Source organism: Scandinavium sp., from assembly GCF_051650185.1.
In the GTDB taxonomy this organism is placed as follows: domain Bacteria; phylum Pseudomonadota; class Gammaproteobacteria; order Enterobacterales; family Enterobacteriaceae; genus Scandinavium.
Map to the genome: position 1 here is coordinate 12,532 of NZ_JBOFIN010000124.1, position 21,609 is coordinate 34,140.

Consider the following 21,609-nt stretch of genomic DNA (forward strand, 5'->3'; position numbering starts at 1 on the left):
ACGCTCTAAGCTTGCGAAATTATCATTTCGCAACTTAAGGAACTCAGCGCCCATGAAACCACGGCAGCGCCAGGCGGCCATTATCGAGCATCTGCAAAAGCAGGGAAAATGCTCGGTAGAGGACTTAGCCCTTTACTTTGACACCACCGGCACCACCATCCGCAAAGATTTAGTCGCGCTGGAAAACACCGGCGCGGTGATCCGAACCTACGGTGGCGTGGTGCTCAACAAAGATGAAGCCGATCCGCCAATTGACCACAAAACGCTGATCAACACCTCTCAGAAACAGCTTATCGCGCAAGCCGCCGTGGCCTTTATCCATGACGGCGACTCGATAATCCTCGACGCAGGCAGCACCGTGTTGCAGATGGTGCCGATGCTGAGCCGCTTCAACAACATCACCGTGATGACCAACAGCCTGCATATCGTCAACGCCCTTTCTGAATTCGATAACGAACAAACCATTCTGATGCCAGGCGGCACGTTCCGAAAAAAATCCGCCTCTTTTCACGGGCAGCTGGCGGAAAATGCCTTTGAGCATTTCAGCTTCGACAAGCTGTTTATGGGCACCGACGGCATCGATCTCAACGCGGGCGTCACCACCTTCAACGAAGTGTTCAGCGTCAGTAAAGCCATGTGTAATGCGGCCCGCGAAGTCATTCTGATGGCGGACTCGTCCAAGTTTGGCCGCAAAAGCCCGAACATTGTTTGCAGCCTGGAAAGCGTCGACACCCTGATCACCGATGCAGGCATCGAACCGACCTTTAAACAGGCGCTGGAAGCCAAAGGCATCAACGTCATTATTACCGGAGAACGTCATGAATAACCTGCTGTTGAACGCCGGTCGTCAGACCCTGCAAATCGAGCTGGAAGAAGCGAGCCGCCTGCCGGATCGTCTGGGCGACGACTTTATCCGTGCCGCAAAAGCGCTGCTGGAGTGCAAAGGCAAAGTGATCGTCGCCGGGATTGGCAAATCCGGGCATATCGGTAAAAAGATCGCCGCCACGCTCGCCAGCACCGGAACGCCCGCGTTCTTCGTTCACCCGGCAGAAGCGCTGCACGGTGACTTAGGCATGATTGAAAGCCGCGATGTGATGCTGTTTATCTCCTATTCCGGCACGGCGAAAGAGCTGGATTTCATCGTGCCACGCCTGAAAGAGAAATCGATAACCCTGCTGGCGATGACCGGCAAACCTGGCTCGCCCCTGGGTCTTGCGGCTGCCGCAGTGCTGGATATCGCCGTTGAGCGTGAAGCCTGCCCGATGCATCTGGCCCCCACGTCGAGCACCGTCAATACCCTGATGATGGGCGACGCGCTGGCGATGGCCGTCATGCAGGCGCGCGGCTTTAATGAAGAAGATTTTGCTCGCTCTCATCCTGCTGGCGCTCTGGGCGCGCGCCTGCTGAACAAAGTTCATCACCTGATGCGCACCGACGACCAGATCCCGCAGGTCAGACTGACGACAAGCGTGATGGACGCGATGCTGGAATTAAGCCGCACCGGGCTGGGTCTGGTTGCCGTGTGTGATGACAGCGCGAAGGTCAAAGGCGTGTTTACCGATGGCGATTTGCGTCGCTGGCTGGTCGGTGGCGGCAAGCTGGAAGCGGCAGTGTCAGAAGCGATGACCCAGGGCGGCGTCACGCTCGAAGCCGACAGCCGCGCCGTCGATGCCAAAGACGAGCTAATGAAACGTAAAATTGCTGCCGCGCCAGTGGTCGATAAAGACGGTCACCTTTGCGGCGCAATCAACCTGCAGGATTTCTACCAGGCAGGCATCCTCTAATCCTTCATCCCCAGACGTTTTGCCAGCCGATGCAGGTTGGCAACGTCCAGTGATAGCGCCCGGGCCGCGGCGGCCCAGTTGTGTTGCTGACTTTCCAGCGCCTGCGTAATGGTCTGGCGCTGGAATGCTTCAGTGGCTTCTCGTAAGTTGACGGCTTCAACATGAACCGGGTTACTCTGCACCACCGGTGGTGAAGACGCTTCGAGAGAAAAATGCCCCGGTGTGAGCACCACGCTATCATCCGTTCGGGCTGCACGCGCCAGCACCACAGCCCGATGAATCGCATGTTCCAGTTCCCGCACATTGCCAGGCCAGCCGTAAGTTTTCAGCTGCGCGCGCGCGGCCGGGTTCAGGACCACCTGCGAAAGCCCCATTCGCAGACGGCACTGCTCACAGAAATACCCTGCCAGCAGCACAACATCATCGCCGCGCTCCCGCAGGGATGGAACGGCAAGCGGGAACACGCTCAGGCGATGGAACAGATCCGCGCGAAAGCGCCCGGCCAGCACTTCTTCACGCAGATCCCGGTTCGTTGCTGCCAGCACACGCACGTCCACTCTCAGGCTGCGATCATCCCCGACTCGCTGAATATCGCCATACTGTAAAACACGCAGCAGTTTGGCCTGAAGCGACAACGACAGTTCGCCAATCTCATCAAGGAACAGCGTGCCGCGATCCGCAATCTCAAATTTCCCGCTACGGTGGCTAATGGCTCCGGTGAACGCCCCTTTCACATGCCCAAACAGCTCACTTTCCGCCACGCTTTCCGGCAGCGCCGCGCAGTTGAGGTACACCAACGGATGCGCTGCACGAAGCGAATGCTGATGAATGGCCCTGGCCACCAGCTCTTTCCCGGTGCCCGTTTCGCCGCCAATCAACACATTCAGATCGGACGCTGCAACAATCTCAATCTCTTTTTTCAGCTGCAGCATGGGGGACGAAAGACCAATGATCTCCTGTTCTCCCGTCGCGGCAACGTCCCCCGACTGACCCGGCAGCACGTTCTGACTCTCCAGACGGGCAATCAGCAGCGCGTTGTTTAACGCCCCCGATACCAGGGCTGCAATCAACCTTAATTCCTCATCGCTGTAGCTGTCGAACTGATGCTCATCCATGCCGTCCAGCGTCAACGCGCCGATCAGGTTTTGCCCGGCAAAAAGCGGCAATCCAAGACAGGCGTGAACCTTTAAGCTCTCTTGCCCGGGGATCAGGCCGTCATAGGGATCGGGCAAATCGCTGTCTGCCGGAAAACGCACCACATCCCCGGCGCGGGCAATCGCTTCCAGCCTCGGATGGCCTTCCAGCGAAAACCGCCGCCCCAGCACGTCTTTTGCCAGCCCGTCAATCGCCAGCGGAATAAACTGATGCGCGTCGTAACGCAGCAGCGCTGACGCATCGCACCCCAGCAGCTGGCGCAGGGTCGTTATCAGGCGGGAAAAGCGATCCGGGTGTCCGATATCGCTTTGCAACTCGATGGCGATTTTCGCCAACGCTTCGGTGGAGAAACTCATACCGGCCTCATGGTCATTATGACTCTGCTCATTGTCTTTTTGACAACATAAAGGATAGTCATAATGACAAACATCAGCAACAGGAAATATTTAAAATAATTATAAATCAATAAGATAAAAACTGGCACGTAACTTGTAATAGTCAGACCACTTTTACGAACCAAAAGAGTGACTGAGGACGTTATGGCTATTCACGTTAAAAATAATATTCATTGGGTTGGGCAACGCGACTGGGAAGTTCGTGATTTTCACGGCACCGAATACAAAACCCTGCGCGGCAGCAGCTACAACAGCTATCTGATCCGCGAAGAAAAAAACGTGCTGATTGACACCGTCGATCATAAATTCAGCCGCGACTTCGTGCAGAACCTGCGGGCAGAAATCGACCTTGCCGATATCGACTGCATCATCATTAATCACGCCGAAGAAGATCATGCGGGCGCGCTGACCGAGCTGATGTCCTGCATTCCGGACACGCCCATCTATTGCACTGCCAACGCCATCGACTCCATTAACGGTCATCATCATCATCCTGAGTGGGATTTCCGGGTGGTGAAAACGGGCGATACGCTCGACATTGGCAATGGCAAACAGCTCATTTTTGTGGAAACCCCCATGCTGCACTGGCCGGACAGCATGATGACCTACCTGACAGGCGACGCTGTACTGTTCAGCAACGACGCGTTCGGCCAGCATTATTGCGACGAACGCCTGTTCAACGATGAAGTGGATCAGACTGAACTGTTTGAGCAGTGCCAGCGCTACTATGCCAATATCCTCACGCCGTTCAGCCGTCTGGTGACGCCAAAAATCACCGAGATCCTCGGCTTCAATTTGCCCGTCGATATGATAGCGACCTCTCACGGCGTGGTCTGGCGCGATAACCCGACGCAGATCGTCGAGCTGTACCTGAAATGGGCGGCAGATTATCAGGAAGATCGGATCACGATTTTCTACGACACCATGTCGAACAACACGCGCATGATGGCCGACGCCATTGCCCAGGGCATCAACGAAGTCGATCCCCGGGTGGCCGTAAAAATCTTTAACGTTTCCCGTAGCGATAAGAATGAGGTGTTAACCAACGTCTTCCGCTCTAAAGGCGTGCTGGCGGGTACCTCGACCATGAACAATGTGATGATGCCGAAAATTGCAGGACTGGTGGAGGAGATGACCGGCCTGCGTTTTCGCAATAAGCGCGCCAGCGCCTTTGGTTCACATGGCTGGAGCGGCGGTGCGGTCGATCGGCTTTCCACAAGGCTTCAGGATGCCGGGTTTGAGATGTCATTAAGCCTGAAGGCCAAATGGCGTCCTGACCTCGACGCACTGGACGTTTGCCGTGAACATGGCCGTGAAATCGCCCGTCAGTGGGCGCTGTCACCGCTGCCTGCCGTTTCCTCCGTTGCTGAAGAACAGCCGCAAACAGAAACTGCCGATCTTGGCCCCTGCATGCAGTGCAGCGTCTGCCAGTGGATTTACGATCCCGTCACGGGCGAACCGAACCAGGATGTTGCTCCGGGTACACCGTGGAGCGACGTGCCGGATAACTTCCTGTGTCCGGAATGTTCGCTTGGCAAAGAGGTGTTCGACGTGCTGGCAACGGAGGCAAAATGACGCACGGCATCGTTATCCTCGGCTCAGGATTTGCCGCTCGCCAGCTGGTGAAAAATATCCGCAAACAGGACGCTCAGGTGCCGTTAACGCTGATCGCGGCCGACAGCATCGACGAGTACAACAAGCCGGACCTCAGTCATGTAATCAGTCGCGATCTGCAGGCAGAGGATCTGACATTACAAACGGCGGGCGACTTTGCCGAACAGTACAACCTGCGCCTGTTCCCGAACACCTGGATTACGGAGATCGATCCGCAGGCCCAAAAGGTTAAGAGCGCCGATCAAAGCTGGCGCTATGACAAACTGGTGCTGGCAACCGGGGCCAGAACGGCAATACCGCCGATTGTGGGAAAGGAGTTGCTGCTCACGCTGAACAGTCAGCAGGAATATGCAGCGGCGCGCAGAGCGTTGTGTGAGGCAAAGCGAATACTGATCCTGGGCGGCGGCCTGATTGGCTGCGAGCTGGCGATGGATTTTCTCCGCGCGGGGAAAGCCGTCACCGTGGTCGACAGCTCAGCGAGCCTGCTCGCCTCGCTCATGCCGCCGGAAGTCAGCAGCCGTCTGCAACATTGCCTCACGCAAAACGGTGCGGAGCTGCGGCTTAATCGTCAGGTTCAGGCATTGACCCAACGCAGCACGGGCATTCAGGTGACGCTCAATACAGAGCAACTGTTCGATGTTGATGCCGTCGTCGCCGCAACGGGTTTACGTCCTGAAACCGCCCTTGCGCAGCGTGCGGGAGTCACAGTAAACCGCGGGATTGTGGTCAACGCTCAGTTGCAAACCAGCGATCCGCATATTTACGCCCTGGGCGACTGCGCAGAAATCATGGGCAGGCTTCTTCCCTTCCTGCAGCCCATTCTGCTGAGTTCACTGACGCTTGCGAAAACGCTGTTGGGCGATACCACCGAGCTGAAACTGCCGCCGATGCTGGTGAAAATTAAAACGCCTCTGCTGCCATTACAGTTGGCGGGGGAAACGCAGCGTGATGATCTGGAGTGGACTCTCGCCAGCAGCGCAGAAGGGATGGTGGCGAAAGGAACAGACCGCGACGGAAAATTACGAGGATTTGTGGTGAGTGAAGGCCGAATGAAAGAGGCCTTCACATTGCTGAAATTACTGTAATCGCTTCACGCACAGGGAAGTGCGTCATACCCTCGCCAGCGGTACACCACCAGTGACACAATCCAGCAGGCGACAAACAGGCCGATAACCACAAAACCTGCGTTGCCGAGATTCTCGTTCAGCGCACCCACGACTTTCCATATCCCCCCGCTGAAACCAAACTTGTCCATCAACAGCCCTAACGCTTCCAGCCCGCCGATAAACAGCGCGACCACCACGGAAGTGCCGGTGATCGTCATGTTGTAATAGAGCTTGCGCTGCGGCTTATTGAATGCCCACCCGTAGGCGCCGACCATCAGCACGTTATCCAGCGTGTCGATAAGCGCCATGCCGCTTGCAAACAGCGCCGGGAAAATCATGATGCTCCAGATGGACATCCCGCTGGAAGCGCTGGCAGCGGTGATGCCCAGCACGCCAATTTCTGTCGCGGTGTCGAAGCCCAGCCCGAAGAGAAAGCCCACCAGATACATGTGCCAGCTTTTGCCAATCAGGCGAAAAGTTTTGCCAAACAGCCAGCTCATCATCCCGCCGCTGGCCGCCACGTCCGCCGTAAACGGCTTGCCCTGACGGAAGGCCCGGAAGCTGCGCCACACGCTGCGCAGAATAATCAGGTTTATAAAGGCCATCGCCAGTAAGAAAAGGGACGATACCGCCGTGCCAATCAGGCTGCCGGTATCATGAAACCAGCCCATTTTTTGCTGAAAAGCGGTGGCCGTCGCGGCAATCGCAGCCGATGCCAGCACCACGATGGAAGAGTGCCCGAGGGAGAACCAGGCCCCGACGCCGAACGGGCGTTTGCCCTGCTGCATCATTTTACGCGTGACGCTGTCGATGGCGGCAATGTGGTCGGCATCCACCGCATGGCGCAGGCCGTATCCCCACGCCAGCAGGCTGGCCGCCATCAGCGCCCCGCTGTGACCAAACACCTGCCAGGCCCAGCACCAGGCCAACCCATTCGCCAGCAGCAGCGCGCCTACCAGCAGCGCCGCACGAGGTTGTTGACGTAAAAGCCTAATCAGCATCATCCCTTCCTTTCTTTCTGCCAGCGGGCAGCCGCGATGACCGCCTGCCCAAATGAAATACCGCCGTCGCCTGCCGGCAACCGATGCGGAAATAAAAGTGTAAAACCAGTCAGATAAAACGCCAGCCGCTCACGAAGAAGCTGGTTATGCAGCACGCCACCGCCAAAGACCAGCGTGCGGATTTGGGCCTGCCGGGCAAAATGGCGCAGCATGTCAGCCAGGCCACAAGCCAGCGCGTCATGAAACGCCCAGGCTTTTTCAGCGTTTGCCGCAGGCCAGCCGAGCCATGATTGCCAGAAGGCCGCCATCTCCAGCGCCCCGTTTCGCCACGGCAGCACAATAGGGTGTTTCCCTCCTGCGCTTTGGCGGGCTAACGCTTCAAGCTGGCAGGCCGCTTCCCCTTCATAACTGAGCGGCTCAGTAGTGCAACCAAGGCTACTGGCAACCGCGTCAAACAGCCGTCCACAAGAGGAAACGAGCGGCGCGTTAATGCCTCTTTCCACGGCACGCGCCAGCGCTGCTGCCGGGTGATTATCCAGCGGCAATCGTGATTGCCACTCAGGCACGAACGCCATCCCCTGCGCCAGTAAGTTGCGCCACGGCTGGCGAGCGGCTAAATCACCGCCCGGCAAAGCCACCGCAGGTAAACCCGCAAGCCGTTCAAACTGGCGGTAGTTCACCCGCAGGCACTCCCCGCCCCACAGCTCACCTTTTTCGCCCATTCCAATGCCGTCGAGCGTCAACGCAATAACGTCTCCCCCTTCGAGCGGCCAGCCATGTTCCGCCATACAGGCTGCGGCGTGGGCGTGATGGTGGAACACTTCCTCAAACGGCAGGCCGAGCGCTCTGCCCCACTGCCCGGAGCGATAGCCAGGATGCGCATCCACGACGACTTTTTGGGGCTGAAAATCATAAATCGACTGCATCAGCGTCAGCGCCTTTTGCCACTGCGCTTCCACACCTTGTTCGCTTAAATCACCAAGATGCTGGCTCAACACCGCCTCTTTGCCGCGCACCAGACAGAAGGTGTTTTTCATGTCTGCCCCGCAGCAAAGCATGGGCGGGATGTCGTTGAAGCCAGCAGGAAGCGGCATGGCATCCGGCACATAGCCCCGCGCCCGACGCAGCATTTCGCCGCTTTCACGCAGGACGGAGTCATCCATCCGCTGAACGATATCGCGGTTATGCAGCAGAAATCCGTCTGCTATCTGCGCCAGATCCCTGAGCGCATCCTCATTACTGATAGCCGGAGGCCTGCCGTTGAGATTGCCTGAAGTCATCACCAAAGGGCGCTTCAGCGCCTGCATCAACAAGTGCTGAATGGGGTTCGATGGCAGCAGAATGCCAACCTCATCAAGCCCTGGCGTAATCCCTTCACACAGCCCATTGACGACATTTTTCGCGACCAGCACAATCGGCGACGCCGGAGAGGTAAGCAACTTTTGTGCCTGAGAGGAAAAACCTTCTGACTGCGCCACCATCACCGCCAGCGGCTTTGTCGGGCGATGCTTGCGCGCTCTCAGCAGCGCAACGGCAGAAGCATTTCCGGCATCGCAGGCAAGATGAAAACCGCCTAGTCCTTTCACCGCGACTACACCGCCTTGCGCAATCTTCCCCACTGCCGCCATCAGCGCCGCTTCGCCGTACACCATTGCCGTATCGTCTTGCCAGCTCAGCTGCGGGCCGCACCCGACACAGGCCACGGGCTGGGCATGAAAGCGGCGATCCCGCGGATCGCAATACTCTTTCTCGCAAGCCGGACAAAGTGGAAACGCCGCCATCACGGTAAAGGGGCGGTCGTAGGGCATGGCATGAATGATGGTAAAACGCGGGCCGCAGTGAGTGCAGTTGATAAACGGATAACGGTAGCGCCGGTTGCGCGGGTCATTCATTTCAGCAAGACAGGCCGGACACGTCGCTGCATCCGGCACGATTTGGGTGCTCATGGCTCCTGCACCGCTTGCGCGAATGCTGAAATCTTCGGGCAGAGTCTCCCAGTGATACGGCGTGATGTCCATGGAATCGATACGCGCCAGTGCGGGGCAATGGCGCTGCAAATGAGCAACAAAACCGTTATCTGCACCGACAAGGTGCACCAGCACGCCCTCGCCGTCGTTGCTGACGTCACCGCAGCGCGCTAACTGCTGCGCAACCTGCCAGACAAACGGCCGAAACCCTACGCCCTGCACTTTGCCCCGCACGCGAAGGGCAATTCCGTTCATCGTGCTATCACCAGGCCAGCGCAGTGCGGCGGCGTTTTTCTTCATTCAGTTTTTCAAGCGCCATGCGGTCAATACACGTCAGGGCGAACGTTGGGCAGGAAGCAATACAGGCCGGGCCTTCTTTGCGGGTATGGCAGAGGTCGCACTTGTTGGCCTCCGCTTTTTCCATCTTCACCTTCATGCCAAACCCGCTGGTGCGAATGACCGGGCGAACCACGACTTCCATCGCGCCATAAGGACAAGCGACCACGCAGGTTTTGCAGCCAATGCAGCGTTCCTGCATCACATGAACAAACCCGTTTTCACGGGCGATGGCGTTGTTAGGACAAACGTTGGCACAGGGCGCATCTTCACACTGGCGACAGGCTGTCGCGGTGGAAATATTCACACCTTTGATGACATGGATTCGGGGCAAAAAAGTTTGCGGGGTTAACGCCGCGCAGTCCTGATCTTCCTGATGCGCCACGGCGCAAGCCACTTCACAGGTGCGACAGCCAATACATTTGCTCGCTTCCGCGATGATGAAACGGTTCATCCACTCCTCCAGCATTTCGCGTTAAGGCTGGGGCTATGCATTTTCCGCGCCATTATTAAAATGACTATTTATCAATAGATTAACGATTTCGTCTGTGAAGTGTCAGCCTGTCATCGTCACTTATGACGACGACAGGAGAGACGGTCAGGCAAAGGGGCCGGTAGTGACGGAATCACGCATGATAAGCTCGCCGGGGAAGGCGTGCTGGAGATTGAATTCGCCGCCATCCAGCATAAATATCAGGCGGTTGATGGTTTCTTCAATCATGGCGGTGACCGGAATTTTCACGCTGGAGAGCGCCGGAATGGTGTAGGGCGCCAGCGCCACATCATCAAAGCCTATCACAGAGACCTGTTCAGGCACGCGTACGCCTTTGGCATGGAGTTGCTTCATCGCGCCAATCGCCATGTCATCGTTACTGGCGACCAGGGCGCTGAAAGACACGTTGCGTTCAAGCAACGTTTCCACGCCCGCCGCCCCTGTCGCCGGGGTCCATTTCCCTTTGGTAATCAGCTCATCCCGCACGGCGATACCGTGGCTGTTCAGCGCCTCTTTGTAGCCTGCGAGACGCTCAATCCCTGTCGGCGAATCCAGAGAACCGGTGATAAACGCGATATCCCTGTGGCCCTGCTGAATCAACTGTTCCATCGCCATCTGGCTTGAGGCTTTTTGATCTGACCAGACGCAGTGACTGCCGTTTTGCCGCAGGCGACGATTGAGCACCATGATCGGCTGCTCGTGGTTGCGGATGATGTCATCCATCTCATCGGGGGTCAGGAATCGCGGATAAATGATGATCGCATCGCAGCGCAGATCGAGCAGGTACTGAATCGCCGCCCTTTCCTCTTCTGCGCTGTGTTTGCCATCGGCGAGGATCAGCTGGCGGCCCTGATCTTCTGTCAGGCGTGCCGCATGAAACAGCAGTTCGCTGAAGTAGACCCCGTGATACAGCGTGTTGGTGACCACCAGCCCGAGCGTCTGGCTTTTTTTCGTTGCCAGGTTTCGCGCCAGCAGATTGGGGCGATAGCCGCTCTCCGCAATCGCCTTGAACACTCTGTCTTTGGTGTCCTGGCTGACATAACCATTGCCCGACAGCACGCGGGATACGGTGGCTTTCGACACGCCAGCGCGCTTCGCCACTTCCAGCATCGTTGTCATGTTGCTCATCCGTCTGAAAAAAGTGCAGGCAGTGTACTTCAGGATCTGAGGATTTTCAGCAATCGCGATCTTCGGTGATCGCTATCACGAAAATAAAATAGATCGCCTTTCACTCTTGTTTCATCAATGCGATCTCTTCATGATTTTGTGGAACCGGTTTCCTACACAAAGATTAACCACACCAAGATGGATTAACCCGATGTCAAAAAACTATGCCGCGCTGGCTCAGGATGTTCTGTCCGCGCTCGGGGGTGCCGACAATATCGCCGCCGCCACTCACTGCATGACGCGTCTGCGCTTTGTGCTGAATGACCCAACGCTTGCGGAGGTTGCCACGCTGAAAGCCCTGAGCGGCGTGCTCGGCGTGGTGCGCAGCGATAACCAGTGCCAGGTGATTATCGGCAATACCGTTTCACAGGCATACAAAGAGGTGATGGCCCTGCTGCCGGGAAATCTTCAGCCCGCCGTGGAGCAAAATCCGCAAAAATGGACGCTGCGCCGCGTGGGTGCAGGCATCCTTGATGCGCTGATCGGCACCATGTCCCCGCTGATCCCGGCGATCATCGGTGGCTCCATGGTGAAACTGCTAGCGATGGTGCTGGAGATGTCCGGTGTTCTCGCCAAAGGCACGCCGACGCTGACCATTCTGACCGTCATCGGCGATGGCGCGTTTTTCTTCCTGCCGCTGATGGTGGCCGCTTCCGCTGCGGTGAAATTCAAAACCAACATGTCGCTCGCCATTGCGATTGCAGGCGTGCTGGTGCATCCGAGCTTTATTGAGCTGATGGCGAAAGCCGCGCAGGGGGAACACGTTGAGTTCGCCTTTATTCCGGTCACGGCGGTGAAATACACCTACACCGTTATCCCGGCGCTGGTGATGACCTGGTGCCTGTCGTACATTGAACGCTGGGTCGACAAAATCACACCGGCGGTCACGAAAAACTTCTTCAAGCCGATGCTGATTGTGCTGATTGCCGCCCCGCTGGCTATCCTGTTGATTGGCCCGATTGGCATCTGGATTGGTACCGCCATTTCCGCGCTGGTGTACACCGTTCACGACTACCTCGGCTGGCTTTCTGTCGCCATCATGGGCGCACTGTGGCCGCTGCTGGTGATGACCGGGATGCACCGCGTCTTTACACCGACCATCATTCAGACCATTGCCACCACCGGCAAAGAAGGCATGGTGATGCCGTCAGAAATTGGCGCCAACCTGTCGCTCGGCGGCTCGTCGCTTGCCGTCGCGTGGAAAACGAAAAACCCGGAACTGCGTCAGACCGCGCTTGCCGCTGCGGCTTCCGCCATTCTGGCGGGCATCTCCGAACCGGCACTTTACGGCGTGGCGATCCGCCTGAAGCGTCCGCTTATCGCAAGCTTAATCAGCGGTTTTGTTTGTGGCGCCGTCGCCGGTATTGCGGGGCTGGCGAGCCATTCGATGGCTGCACCCGGGCTGTTCACCAGCGTGCAGTTCTTTGATCCTGCCAATCCGATGACCATCGTGTGGGTGTTTGGGGTGATGGCGCTGGCCGTGGTGCTCTCCTTTGTCCTGACATTGCTGTTAGGGTTTGAAGACATTCCGGTCGAAGAAGCGGAAAAAGTACGCCAGGCTCAGGGCGTTTCCGCGACCGTTCAACCGATAGAAGCGAGGTAATTCATGTTTCCGCAAGGATTTTTATGGGGCGGCGCGCTGGCCGCGAACCAGTCTGAAGGCGCTTATCAGGAAGGCGGAAAGGGGCTAACCACCGTCGATATGATCCCGCACGGCGCAAACCGTATGCCGGTCAAACTGGGGCTGGAAAAACGCTTTAGCCTGCGCGAGGACGAGTACTACCCAAGCCATCAGGCCATCGATTTTTATCATCGCTATAAGGAAGATATCGCCCTGATGGCGGAGATGGGCTTCACCGTCTTTCGCACGTCTATCGCCTGGGCTCGTCTGTATCCCAACGGCGATGAGCTGACGCCAAACGAAGAAGGTATCGCGTTTTATCGCGACCTGTTCCTGGAGTGCAAAAAGTACAATATCGAACCGCTGGTCACGCTGTGCCACTTCGACGTGCCGATGCATCTGGTGGTGGAATACGGCTCCTGGCGCAACCGAAAAATGGTGGATTTCTTTGCCCGCTACGCGCGTACCTGTTTTGAAGCCTTCGATGGGCTGGTGAAGTACTGGCTCACCTTCAACGAAATCAACATCATGCTGCACAGCCCCTTCTCCGGGGCGGGGCTGGTGTTTGAAGAAGGTGAAAATCAGGATCAGGTGAAGTATCAGGCCGCGCACCACGAGCTGATTGCCAGCGCGCTGGCGACCAAAATCGCCCATGAGGTGAACCCGCAAAACCAGGTCGGCTGCATGCTGGCGGGTGGCAATTTCTACCCTTACTCCTGCAAGCCGGAAGATGTGTGGATGGCGCTGGAGAAAGACCGCGAGAACCTGTTCTTTATCGACGTGCAGGCGCGCGGGGCTTATCCGGCCTATTCTGCGCGCGTGTTCCGCGAAAAAGGCGTGGTGATTGAGAAGGCACCGGGAGATGATGACATCCTCAAAAACACGGTCGATTTCGTTTCGTTCAGCTATTACGCCTCACGCTGCGCTTCGGCGGACATGAACGCCAATAACACCAACGCGGCAAACATCGTGAAGTCGCTGAAAAACCCGCACATCAAAGCCAGCGAATGGGGCTGGGGCATCGACCCGCTCGGCCTGCGCATCACCATGAACATGATGTACGACCGCTACCAGAAACCGCTGTTCCTGGTGGAAAACGGCCTCGGCGCAAAAGACGTTGTGGAAGCCAACGGCGACATCAACGACGACTACCGCATCAGCTACCTGCGCGAACATATCCAGGCGATGGGCGAAGCCATTGACGATGGTATTCCGGTTATCGGTTACACCACCTGGGGCTGCATTGATTTGGTCGCCGCATCGACCGGGGAGATGAGCAAGCGCTACGGCTTTGTGTACGTTGATCGTGATGACGCAGGCAACGGCACGCTGGCCCGCACCCGTAAGAAATCTTTCTGGTGGTATAAGAAAGTGATTGCGAGTAATGGGACGGATTTGAGCTGATTGTCCCCTCACCCTAACCCTCTCCCCAAAGGGGCGAGGGAACTGAACTGAGCCGGTTTGCTCCCTCTCCCTTTCAGGGAGAGGGCCGGGGTGAGGGTAATAACAGCTACAGTCGCTCAAACCCACCGTCACCTTGCCAGCCTTCCAGCCGCTGATACACCACTTCAACCGCCGCCTTCACTTTCTCCGTCATCGGGTAATAAAAACCAACAATATCCGGCTGAATACCGACAAAAATGACCTCGCCGATATCCTCTTCCAGCTGCTCAATCAGGTAGTTAAGCGGCATGTTGTGGGTGGTCATCAGGAACATTTCGGCAATGTCCTCCGGGTCCACAATGCGGATATCACCGGGTTCGAGCCCCATATCAGTTGCATCAATAATCAACAACCGCTCTGGCTTAAGTTCACGAATTGCCGCCACTTCTCTTTCTGGCGCGCTGCCGCCGTCAAACACTTGCCAGTCGCCTTTCGGCTGTGCGGCACACATTTCAGCCAGTAACGGACCGGCACCGTCGTCACCCATCATACTATTGCCGACACAAAGTAAAACGTTGGTCACCCTTTTCTCCCCTTAAAAATGGCCTGAATGCGCAAACTACCCATCGATATCAACGAATGATCCTTAAGGGGTATCTTATATTGCACGCAGCCCGCAAATACTGATCTCAAATAGGGTTGCTGAGCCCTGGTGGCAATCAGCAATTTCTCCCAACCAGGCTAATACGATGAATGATGTAAAGAAGTTAGGTGGCAAGAAAATAAGAACCATTCCCATTACAAGCAGTGAATGGAATAATCATTTGATCGCCATGATTAATTCCGGCATCGATCCGGAACTGCTGGAATTCTTTCATCAATTAAAAGATGAGCGCGACGAATATCGCATTCTGGTGGACATCACTAACTCGGTGCTGGCCCATCTCGACCGCGAAGGCCTGGTCAGCGCAATTTCCCAGGACATCCATCGCTTCTTTGCCATTCCCTCTGTGGCGATAGCCTTCTTCGACGGCGAGCAGGCCAGCACGTACCCGGTTACGGCCTGCGGCTGGTATGACGATAACCAACACTATTGCCAGCAAAAAACCTACTCGCTTGCGGCTGGAAAAATCAAAAGCGTGCTGGAAAATGGTCAACCGCAGGCGGTCGCATTAACGGAGAATGTGAACGATCCGTTATTAAAGGATTTGTTCTCCGCCGGAATGCGAGCCGTTTTACTGCTGCCGCTAACCTTTAATGCTCACTCGCCAGGCATATTAATTCTTGCGCATACTGATGCAGGCGCTTTTACACCCGCAGTGTGCTCACTGTTGAGCCAAATAGCCTCACGCATCAGTATTGCCGTCGATAACGCCAATGCGTGGAATGAAATCACCCGCCTGAAAGATTCGTTAAAACAAGAAAATATCTGGCTGAATGAACAGCTGCAAAATGCGGAAAGCCTGAACGACATTATCTATCAGAGCGCGGCGATGAAAAATTTACTTCGCCAGGTGGAGATGGTCGCCATGAGCGACAGCACCGTCCTGCTGCTCGGGGAAACAGGCACCGGTAAGGAGCTTATCGCGCGAGCCATTCACAAGCTCAGCCAGCGTTCCGCCAAACCGTTAATGAAAATGAACTGCGCCGCCATCCCCGCGAGTCTGCTGGAAAGCGATCTCTTTGGTCATGAAAAAGGCGCGTTTACCGGGGCCACCAGCACGCACATCGGGCGATTCGAAATGGCTGATAACGGTTCGCTGTTTCTCGATGAAATTGGCGATATGCCGCTGGAGCTCCAGCCCAAATTATTGCGCGTGTTGCAGGAGCGCGAAGTGGAACGGCTTGGCGGCAGCCAGGTGATCCCGGTCAACGTCAGGATGATCGCCGCCACCAACCGCGATCTGCATCAGATGGTGCAGGACAGGGAGTTTCGCAGCGATCTCTTCTATCGCCTGAACGTCTTCCCGATTGTGATCCCGCCGCTGCGTGAACGCCCGGAAGACATCCCACTGCTGGCAACCTGGTTCACCCAAAAGCTGGCCGCGCGGATGAACAAAACCATCGACACCATTCCCGCTGCGGCCTTAAAAGCACTGTGCAATTACCCGTGGCCGGGCAACGTGCGCGAGCTGCAAAACGTGATTGAGCGTGCGGTGATCCTGACCCAGGGGAATACGTTAAATCTTCAGTTAAGCGATCTGAAAATCCCCGCCGCGCCAGCCAGTACGCCCCGCTCACAGCCAGCACCCATCAAGCTGCCGCCGATGTTTAGCCCGCAGGTACCGGAAAATGACGAGAGTGAAAAAGAAAGAATTTTACAGGCACTGCGTGAAACCAACGGCATCGTGGCCGGGCCGAAAGGGGCGGCGAAAAAACTGGGGTTAAAAAGAACGACGCTGCTGTCGAGAATGCAGCGTCTGGGGATTAATACGCGGGATTTATAACCACCGCCCGGCGGCGCTTCGCTTGCACGGGCCTACAAATTCATTATCACACTTTGATTTTGTAGGCCTGATAAGCGAAGCGCCATCAGGCAATCTGCCTTTTCACGATCAGATAGATAGCCGGTTCGCATTCAATTTCTGCCAGCAGCTCAATCAGCCGCAGGCTCCAGCCTTTACAGGGTTCATCCCCTGTTTTACTGAGTGCCGAAAGCGCATTTGCCAGCAGCGACGTATGGGTGGAATCAATCGTGATTTCACCAAAAGTCAGCAGGCCGCGCAGCTTGCGCCGCCCTTCGCCTTCTGGCAGCTGTTTCAGCCATTCTGTGTACCCGTCCAGCGGACATTCCAGCTCCGTTTTCAGGCAGTCAATCATCCCGACGTGGTGCCCAATCGCCAGCGAGTAATACATCACCTGCTGGCTTTCGGCTGGCATATCGTCATCGCTGTCGACAAACTTTTGCCGCAGCGACCAGAACGTCACTTTGCCTTTTTCGCTCACGCCGTCACCTCCCCGGCGACCACCGCCATCAGGTTATGGACTATCTCGCTCAGGCGCGGATCGTTCTCTTTGCGAAGCCAGACTTCAACTTCATGAGCCGCTTGTGTCGGCTGCTTATGCTGGATAAGCGTCAGGAAACGCTGGCAGATATCTCCGCCCTGGCGATAACCCGCCATTCTGCGAGCTTCCCTTTCAACCGCTACCCGCAGCGCCAGCGGCACATCAGGCAGGATCAAAGCTGGTTTTTCGTTTTCGCCCTGAATGTGCTCCACGCCTTTCAGTTTTTGATCGAGCAGGCCCAGTGCCACAGCAAAGCCATGAATGGTCGCAGCAGGCGTTGGCGGGCAACCAGGGATCCACACGTCAATGGGCACAATTGTGTCGCTGCCGCCCCACACGCAATAAAGATCGTGGAAGATGCCACCGCCAACGCCACACGCGCCGTACGAGATGCAGATTTTCGGATCGGGAGCTGACTCATAGGCCCGCAGCGCAGGCACACGCATGGCGCGAGTTACCGCTCCGGTAAACAGTAAAATATCCGCATGACGGGGTGAAGCCACGACCTTGATACCGAAACGCTCCGCATCGAATACCGGCGTAATGGCGGAGAAAATCTCAATCTCACAGCCGTTGCACCCGCCGCAGTCCACGCGATAAACATAGGCTGAGCGCTTGATGTCTTTGAGCAGCATTTGCTTCATGCGGGCCGCATCGTCCGCCAGGGTGACGGGCTGGCTGACGTGATGATTAAACTCGCTCATCGGCTTTCTCCACGACGTTAAAACTGAGCCCTTGTTGGTCGTGACGACCTACGGTTTGCTTGCGTTTGCACGCCGGACAGGTGGTGAACTGAGATTTCATGCTTGCCAGCGCTTCGTCGCTGACGCCGGACTGGCGCAGCAATTCCACAGCATAGTGCGCTGATTTTTCCGGCGTGAAGGGCTGCTGGCAGACTTCGCAATGTTGCAGACGGAACACGGCTTTCACGTAGAGATCGGCCTTGTTGGTCACCGCCAGCTCGAAGTCATTGGTCAGGCGAATAGCTTTGGTCGGGCACACTTCTTCGCAGCGTCCGCAGAAAATACAGCGGCCGATAAACAACTGCCAAAGGCGTTCGTCCTTTTCAGGATGCGTTTCCATGGTCAGCGCATTCGCCGGGCAGGCCATCGTGCAGGCGGCGCAGGCAATACACTGCTCCGGGTTCAGCTCTGGTCTGCCACGAAAATCGGGGCTGATCTCCAGTGGCGCAAACGGGTATTTAACCGTTGGCTCGCCCGCTTTAAGGATGGTTTTAAACAGTTTCAGCATTGTTCAGTCCTTACTTGAGCGGCGAGTGCTTGCGCTCAATGCTATAACGTTCAATCTCTTTGTACGGCACCGTGGTGGACTTGCGCTTACGCACATCCACCAGCGTGACGCGGTCGGTGCAGGAGTAGCAAGGATCGAGACTGCCGATAATCAGCGGCGCGTCAGACACCGTGTTGCCGCGCAGCATGTAGCGCAGCACTGGCCAGTTGGCGTAAGTCGCCGCACGGCAGCGCCAGCGGAACAGCTTCTGGTTGTCGCCGAGCATGCTCCAGTGAACGTCTTCCCCACGCGGGGCTTCGACGTAGCCGAGTGCAAACTTATGTGGCTGATAAGTGAAGCCTTCGGTCAGCAGCGGGCCGTTGCCCATGGTGTCCAGCGCATACTCAATCATCGCCAGCGAATCAAACGTCTCTTTGACGCGCACCATCACGCGTGAGAACACATCGCCGCCGTCATAGGCAAACAGTGTTTTTGGCAGGTTGCCGTAGTCGGAATACGGATGGTCAAAACGCATATCGCGTTTGAACCCGCTGCCGCGGATCAGTGGCCCAACCGGGCTGTAATCACGCGCCACCTGACGGTCAAGAATGCCGACGCCCTGCGTACGCTCGCCAATGTTTGGCGTAGAGAGCAGCATGTCGACCAGTTGAGTCACTTCAGCACGCATCTCACGAACCAGTTGAATGGTCTTAATACGCTGCTCTTTGAGGATGTCGCGACGAATGCCGCCAATCAGATTCAGGCCGTAGGTTTTGCGCGACCCCGTCAGCATTTCCGCCATCATCATCGATTTTTCACGCACGCGGAAAAACTGCATAAAGCCCGTGTCGAAGCCGACAAAGTGGCTCGAAAGCCCAATGTTCAGCAGATGGCTGTGCAGGCGTTCGACTTCCAGCAGGATGGAACGGATGGTGTGTGCACGCTGCGGCACCACAATCCCCAGCGCATTTTCGACTGAGGTGGTGTACGCCACGCTGTGTGCAAACCCGCAGATGCCGCAAACGCGGTCAGAAAGGAAGGTGACTTCGTTATAGCCCATACGAGTTTCAGCAAGCTTTTCCATACCGCGGTGAACATAGAACAGACGGTAATCCGCATCGACAATCGTCTCGCCGTCGACAAACAGGCGGAAGTGGCCCGGTTCGTCCGAGGTGATGTGCATTGGGCCAATCGGCACCACGCGGGCTTTTTTGTCGCCGTCGTTAATGAACGGATAGGTTTCTGTTTCCGTCGTCGGAGCCGGGCGCTGGCGATAATCCATGGCGTCTTTGCGCAGCGGATACATATCGTCCGGCCAGTCGTCCGGCAGCACCAGGCGACGCTCATCCGGCAGACCAATTGGCTTCAGGCCATACATGTCGCGAATTTCGCGCTCGCCCCAAACGGCAGCAGGAACGCGAGGCGTGACGGAAGGAAATTCGAGCGAATGATCCACCAGCGCTTTCACCACCACCCAGCACTTCTCGCCCTCTTCCATCGACAGGGCGTAATACACCGCAAAGTGCCCGTTCAGCGTACGTTCGTCATTGCCGAACAGCACCGGCAGCCAGCCGCCGCAGCCGTAATAGAGAAACTCGACAATCTCTGGCAGCAGGTTAATTTTGACCGTAATGGTCACCTGATCGCCGGTCTGGCGCTCTTCATCCAGAATGGCTCCGGGGAATTTTTCCCGCACCGCCGCCAGATAACCCAACCCACGTACGTCGCCCTGCGCGAGACCGTTCATATATTGTTGATAACTCACTTCGTTTCTCCAGCGCACTCGCGGGTGCTATTACAATGGGAAGTGACCGGGGCAGACGTTCCTGCCCACGGCCACTGAAAGCCTTGCTGCGGGGATGTTTTCATGACAATCGACGCGGCGTTTTCCAGCAGGCGGCTCACCGGCTGCGGAATGTGAGTGCCCATCACCAGCATCAGCACCAGCAGAATGGCCATCGGCAGCGTGGTCAGCAGACCGAGTTCGCCTTTGCTGGTCGCCTCAGGCGCGGTGCCAAACAGCAGGCAGGCCACCATCCGCACTAACCCGCCGAGCACCACGGTCAGCAACAGCAGCAGGCCGATAGTCAGCCAGATATGCCCGGCAGCCAGACCAGCGGTGACGGTCATAAACTCACTCAGAAAAACGTTGAAAGGTGGCATACCGCCAAGCGCGAGCGCCCCGCCAGCCAACAGCACTGCGCTAAAAGGCATCAGCTTCAGCATGCCGCGCACCACGCCTAAATCACGGGTGCCGTACTTCAGCAGCACGTTGCCGGAACCGCAGAACAGCAGCGTTTTCGCCAGGCTGTGGTTGAGGGTGTGGAGCAGTGCCGCCAGCACGCCCAGCGGCCCACCAATCCCCAGCGCCACGGCGATAAGCCCCATGTTCTCGACGCTGGAATAGGCCAGCAGGCGTTTCACATCCTGTTGCACCAGGATGAAGAACGCGGCAACCGCCACCGACAGCAGACCGAAAATCATCAGCAGCATGTTCGGGAACTGAGTGCCAATCGCGCTGGTGATAATGATGTGGAAGCGAATAATGACCAGCAGCGCGCAGTTCAGCAGCACCGCGGAAAGCAGCGCACTCGTTGGGCTTGGCGCTTCACTGTGTGCATCCGGCAGCCAGGCGTGCATCGGGAACAGCCCGGTTTTGGTACCAAAGCCAATCAGCACGAAGACAAAGGCGAGGTGCATTAAGGTCGGATCGAGCTGAGAGGCGTGTTTGAGCACCTCGCTCCAGAAGATCGCGTTATGCGCATCCGGCATAAAGCTTGCCGCGTTGGCATAGACCAGAATGGTGCCGAACAGACCGAACGCCACGCCCACCGTACAGATGATGATGTACTTCCAGGCCGCTTCGAGCGAAGAGCGCTGGCCGTAAATGCCCACCAGAAACGCCGAGCTAAGCGTCGTCGCTTCTATCGCCGCCCACATCACAATCAGGTTGTTGCTGGTGACGACCAGCATCATGGTGAACAGGAACAGGTGGAAGAAGCCGTAGTAGTTGCACAGCGTGGCGACGGAGATTTCCCCTTCGTCCACTTCGTGGCGCATATAGCCCATCGAATAAAGGCCAGTCAGGCAGCCAATAATCCCCAGCAGCGCCAGGAATAAGGCGCTCAGGCTATCAACGTGCAGCCACAGGTTGTCCGAGAACATCTCGCCTTGCTGATAGACCACGCTCACGGCGTAAAGCGTTACGCCCAACAGCGCGGCAATACCTACAGCGTGCAGAAACGTTACCGCCGCACGCGAACCAGAACCCAACAGCTGGCAGGCAAACGCCAGCAGCGACAACAGCAGCGGCGTCAGCAGTAACAGGGTGAAAATAGCAGTATGACTCAT

The 21,609-nt window shown here is 56.7% G+C and carries 18 protein-coding genes; 7 read left to right on the forward strand and 11 right to left on the reverse strand.

The window, feature by feature from the left end:
• Nucleotides 1-52: 52 nt before the first annotated feature.
• Both srlR and gutQ read left to right on the forward strand, forming a co-directional pair.
• A complete protein-coding gene (srlR, locus tag ACRCWW_RS16110; RefSeq protein ID WP_438683296.1) occupies nt 53-826 on the forward strand; it encodes a glucitol operon DNA-binding transcriptional repressor SrlR in 774 nt (257 codons plus the stop codon).
• A complete protein-coding gene (gene gutQ / locus ACRCWW_RS16115) occupies nt 819-1,784 on the forward strand; it encodes an arabinose-5-phosphate isomerase GutQ (protein ID WP_438683297.1) in 966 nt (321 codons plus the stop codon). Before srlR ends, gutQ begins: the two co-directional genes overlap by 8 nt.
• Here the strand turns inward: gutQ and norR are convergent.
• Nucleotides 1,781-3,295, reverse strand: coding sequence for a nitric oxide reductase transcriptional regulator NorR (gene norR, locus ACRCWW_RS16120; protein ID WP_438683298.1), 1,515 nt, complete (start codon nt 3,293-3,295; stop codon nt 1,781-1,783). The two genes, gutQ and norR, sit on opposite strands and share 4 nt — an antisense overlap.
• 183 nt (nt 3,296-3,478) lie before the next feature.
• Here norR and norV point away from each other — a divergent pair, with 183 nt between their 5' ends.
• Both norV and norW read left to right on the forward strand, forming a co-directional pair.
• Nucleotides 3,479-4,909 (forward strand): anaerobic nitric oxide reductase flavorubredoxin, encoded by a 1,431-nt coding sequence (gene norV, locus ACRCWW_RS16125; protein ID WP_438683299.1) that lies wholly within the window; start codon nt 3,479-3,481, stop codon nt 4,907-4,909.
• A complete protein-coding gene (gene norW / locus ACRCWW_RS16130) occupies nt 4,906-6,033 on the forward strand; it encodes an NADH:flavorubredoxin reductase NorW (protein ID WP_438683300.1) in 1,128 nt (375 codons plus the stop codon). The genes norV and norW overlap by 4 nt, the downstream gene beginning before the upstream one ends.
• A 5-nt stretch (nt 6,034-6,038) precedes the next feature.
• Here norW and ACRCWW_RS16135 read toward each other — a convergent pair whose 3' ends face one another.
• The 4 genes from ACRCWW_RS16135 to ACRCWW_RS16150 all read right to left on the reverse strand — a co-directional run bounded on the left by ACRCWW_RS16135 (nt 6,039) and on the right by ACRCWW_RS16150 (nt 10,970).
• Nucleotides 6,039-7,055 carry a HoxN/HupN/NixA family nickel/cobalt transporter gene (locus ACRCWW_RS16135; protein WP_438683301.1) on the reverse strand — a complete coding sequence of 339 codons (1,017 nt, stop codon included), beginning with the start codon at nt 7,053-7,055 and terminating at the stop codon, nt 6,039-6,041.
• On the reverse strand, nt 7,055-9,277 hold the full coding sequence (gene hypF, locus ACRCWW_RS16140) for a carbamoyltransferase HypF (protein ID WP_438683325.1): 2,223 nt from the start codon (nt 9,275-9,277) through the stop codon (nt 7,055-7,057). The genes ACRCWW_RS16135 and hypF overlap by 1 nt, the downstream gene beginning before the upstream one ends.
• A 7-nt stretch (nt 9,278-9,284) precedes the next feature.
• A complete protein-coding gene (gene hydN, locus ACRCWW_RS16145; protein ID WP_438683302.1) occupies nt 9,285-9,812 on the reverse strand; it encodes an electron transport protein HydN in 528 nt (175 codons plus the stop codon).
• A gap of 144 nt (nt 9,813-9,956) precedes the next feature.
• Complete coding sequence (locus tag ACRCWW_RS16150) at nt 9,957-10,970, reverse strand: LacI family DNA-binding transcriptional regulator (protein ID WP_438683303.1); 1,014 nt, start codon at nt 10,968-10,970, stop codon at nt 9,957-9,959.
• Nucleotides 10,971-11,169: 199 nt separating this feature from the next.
• On the opposite strand from ACRCWW_RS16150, the gene ascF reads away from it, so the two are divergent.
• Both ascF and ACRCWW_RS16160 read left to right on the forward strand, forming a co-directional pair.
• Nucleotides 11,170-12,621, forward strand: a complete 1,452-nt coding sequence (gene ascF / locus ACRCWW_RS16155; RefSeq protein ID WP_438683304.1) for a PTS cellobiose/arbutin/salicin transporter subunit IIBC — start codon at nt 11,170-11,172, stop codon at nt 12,619-12,621.
• A 3-nt stretch (nt 12,622-12,624) separates the two neighbouring features.
• Nucleotides 12,625-14,043 (forward strand): 6-phospho-beta-glucosidase, encoded by a 1,419-nt coding sequence (locus ACRCWW_RS16160; protein WP_438683305.1) that lies wholly within the window; start codon nt 12,625-12,627, stop codon nt 14,041-14,043.
• Nucleotides 14,044-14,149: 106 nt separating this feature from the next.
• Here the strand turns inward: ACRCWW_RS16160 and hycI are convergent, their stop codons facing one another.
• Nucleotides 14,150-14,605, reverse strand: coding sequence for a hydrogenase maturation peptidase HycI (gene hycI / locus ACRCWW_RS16165; protein WP_438683306.1), 456 nt, complete (start codon nt 14,603-14,605; stop codon nt 14,150-14,152).
• Between the two features lie 250 nt (nt 14,606-14,855).
• On the opposite strand from hycI, the gene ACRCWW_RS16170 reads away from it, so the two are divergent.
• Nucleotides 14,856-16,469 carry a sigma 54-interacting transcriptional regulator gene (locus ACRCWW_RS16170; protein ID WP_438683326.1) on the forward strand — a complete coding sequence of 538 codons (1,614 nt, stop codon included), beginning with the start codon at nt 14,856-14,858 and terminating at the stop codon, nt 16,467-16,469.
• Between the two features lie 85 nt (nt 16,470-16,554).
• Here ACRCWW_RS16170 and ACRCWW_RS16175 read toward each other — a convergent pair whose 3' ends face one another.
• Genes ACRCWW_RS16175 through ACRCWW_RS16195 form a run of 5 tightly spaced genes read right to left on the reverse strand, consistent with a single transcriptional unit; the run spans nt 16,555 to nt 21,609 of the window.
• Nucleotides 16,555-16,968 carry a formate hydrogenlyase maturation HycH family protein gene (locus ACRCWW_RS16175; protein ID WP_438683307.1) on the reverse strand — a complete coding sequence of 138 codons (414 nt, stop codon included), beginning with the start codon at nt 16,966-16,968 and terminating at the stop codon, nt 16,555-16,557.
• Nucleotides 16,965-17,732 carry an NADH-quinone oxidoreductase subunit B family protein gene (locus tag ACRCWW_RS16180; protein ID WP_438683308.1) on the reverse strand — a complete coding sequence of 256 codons (768 nt, stop codon included), beginning with the start codon at nt 17,730-17,732 and terminating at the stop codon, nt 16,965-16,967. The genes ACRCWW_RS16175 and ACRCWW_RS16180 overlap by 4 nt, the downstream gene beginning before the upstream one ends.
• Nucleotides 17,719-18,279 carry a hydrogenase 4 subunit H gene (hyfH, locus tag ACRCWW_RS16185; protein ID WP_438683309.1) on the reverse strand — a complete coding sequence of 187 codons (561 nt, stop codon included), beginning with the start codon at nt 18,277-18,279 and terminating at the stop codon, nt 17,719-17,721. Before hyfH ends, ACRCWW_RS16180 begins: the two co-directional genes overlap by 14 nt.
• 10 nt (nt 18,280-18,289) lie before the next feature.
• Nucleotides 18,290-20,023 (reverse strand): hydrogenase large subunit, encoded by a 1,734-nt coding sequence (locus ACRCWW_RS16190; RefSeq protein WP_438683310.1) that lies wholly within the window; start codon nt 20,021-20,023, stop codon nt 18,290-18,292.
• The gene (locus ACRCWW_RS16195) at nt 20,020-21,609 is read right to left on the reverse strand and encodes a hydrogenase 4 subunit F (protein ID WP_438683311.1); all 1,590 of its coding nucleotides are present in this window, start codon (nt 21,607-21,609) and stop codon (nt 20,020-20,022) included. The genes ACRCWW_RS16190 and ACRCWW_RS16195 overlap by 4 nt, the downstream gene beginning before the upstream one ends.

Coding starts and splice junctions, on each gene's coding strand:
- srlR (WP_438683296.1), top strand. CDS start 53: ATGAAACCACGGCAGCGCCAGGCGGCCATTATCGAGCATCTGCAAAAG.
- gutQ (WP_438683297.1), top strand. CDS start 819: ATGAATAACCTGCTGTTGAACGCCGGTCGTCAGACCCTGCAAATCGAG.
- norR (WP_438683298.1), bottom strand. CDS start 3,295: ATGAGTTTCTCCACCGAAGCGTTGGCGAAAATCGCCATCGAGTTGCAA.
- norV (WP_438683299.1), top strand. CDS start 3,479: ATGGCTATTCACGTTAAAAATAATATTCATTGGGTTGGGCAACGCGAC.
- norW (WP_438683300.1), top strand. CDS start 4,906: ATGACGCACGGCATCGTTATCCTCGGCTCAGGATTTGCCGCTCGCCAG.
- ACRCWW_RS16135 (WP_438683301.1), bottom strand. CDS start 7,055: ATGCTGATTAGGCTTTTACGTCAACAACCTCGTGCGGCGCTGCTGGTA.
- hypF (WP_438683325.1), bottom strand. CDS start 9,277: ATGAACGGAATTGCCCTTCGCGTGCGGGGCAAAGTGCAGGGCGTAGGG.
- hydN (WP_438683302.1), bottom strand. CDS start 9,812: ATGAACCGTTTCATCATCGCGGAAGCGAGCAAATGTATTGGCTGTCGC.
- ACRCWW_RS16150 (WP_438683303.1), bottom strand. CDS start 10,970: ATGACAACGATGCTGGAAGTGGCGAAGCGCGCTGGCGTGTCGAAAGCC.
- ascF (WP_438683304.1), top strand. CDS start 11,170: ATGTCAAAAAACTATGCCGCGCTGGCTCAGGATGTTCTGTCCGCGCTC.
- ACRCWW_RS16160 (WP_438683305.1), top strand. CDS start 12,625: ATGTTTCCGCAAGGATTTTTATGGGGCGGCGCGCTGGCCGCGAACCAG.
- ACRCWW_RS16170 (WP_438683326.1), top strand. CDS start 14,856: ATGATTAATTCCGGCATCGATCCGGAACTGCTGGAATTCTTTCATCAA.
- ACRCWW_RS16180 (WP_438683308.1), bottom strand. CDS start 17,732: ATGAGCGAGTTTAATCATCACGTCAGCCAGCCCGTCACCCTGGCGGAC.
- hyfH (WP_438683309.1), bottom strand. CDS start 18,279: ATGCTGAAACTGTTTAAAACCATCCTTAAAGCGGGCGAGCCAACGGTT.
- ACRCWW_RS16195 (WP_438683311.1), bottom strand. CDS start 21,609: ATGAGTCATACTGCTATTTTCACCCTGTTACTGCTGACGCCGCTGCTG.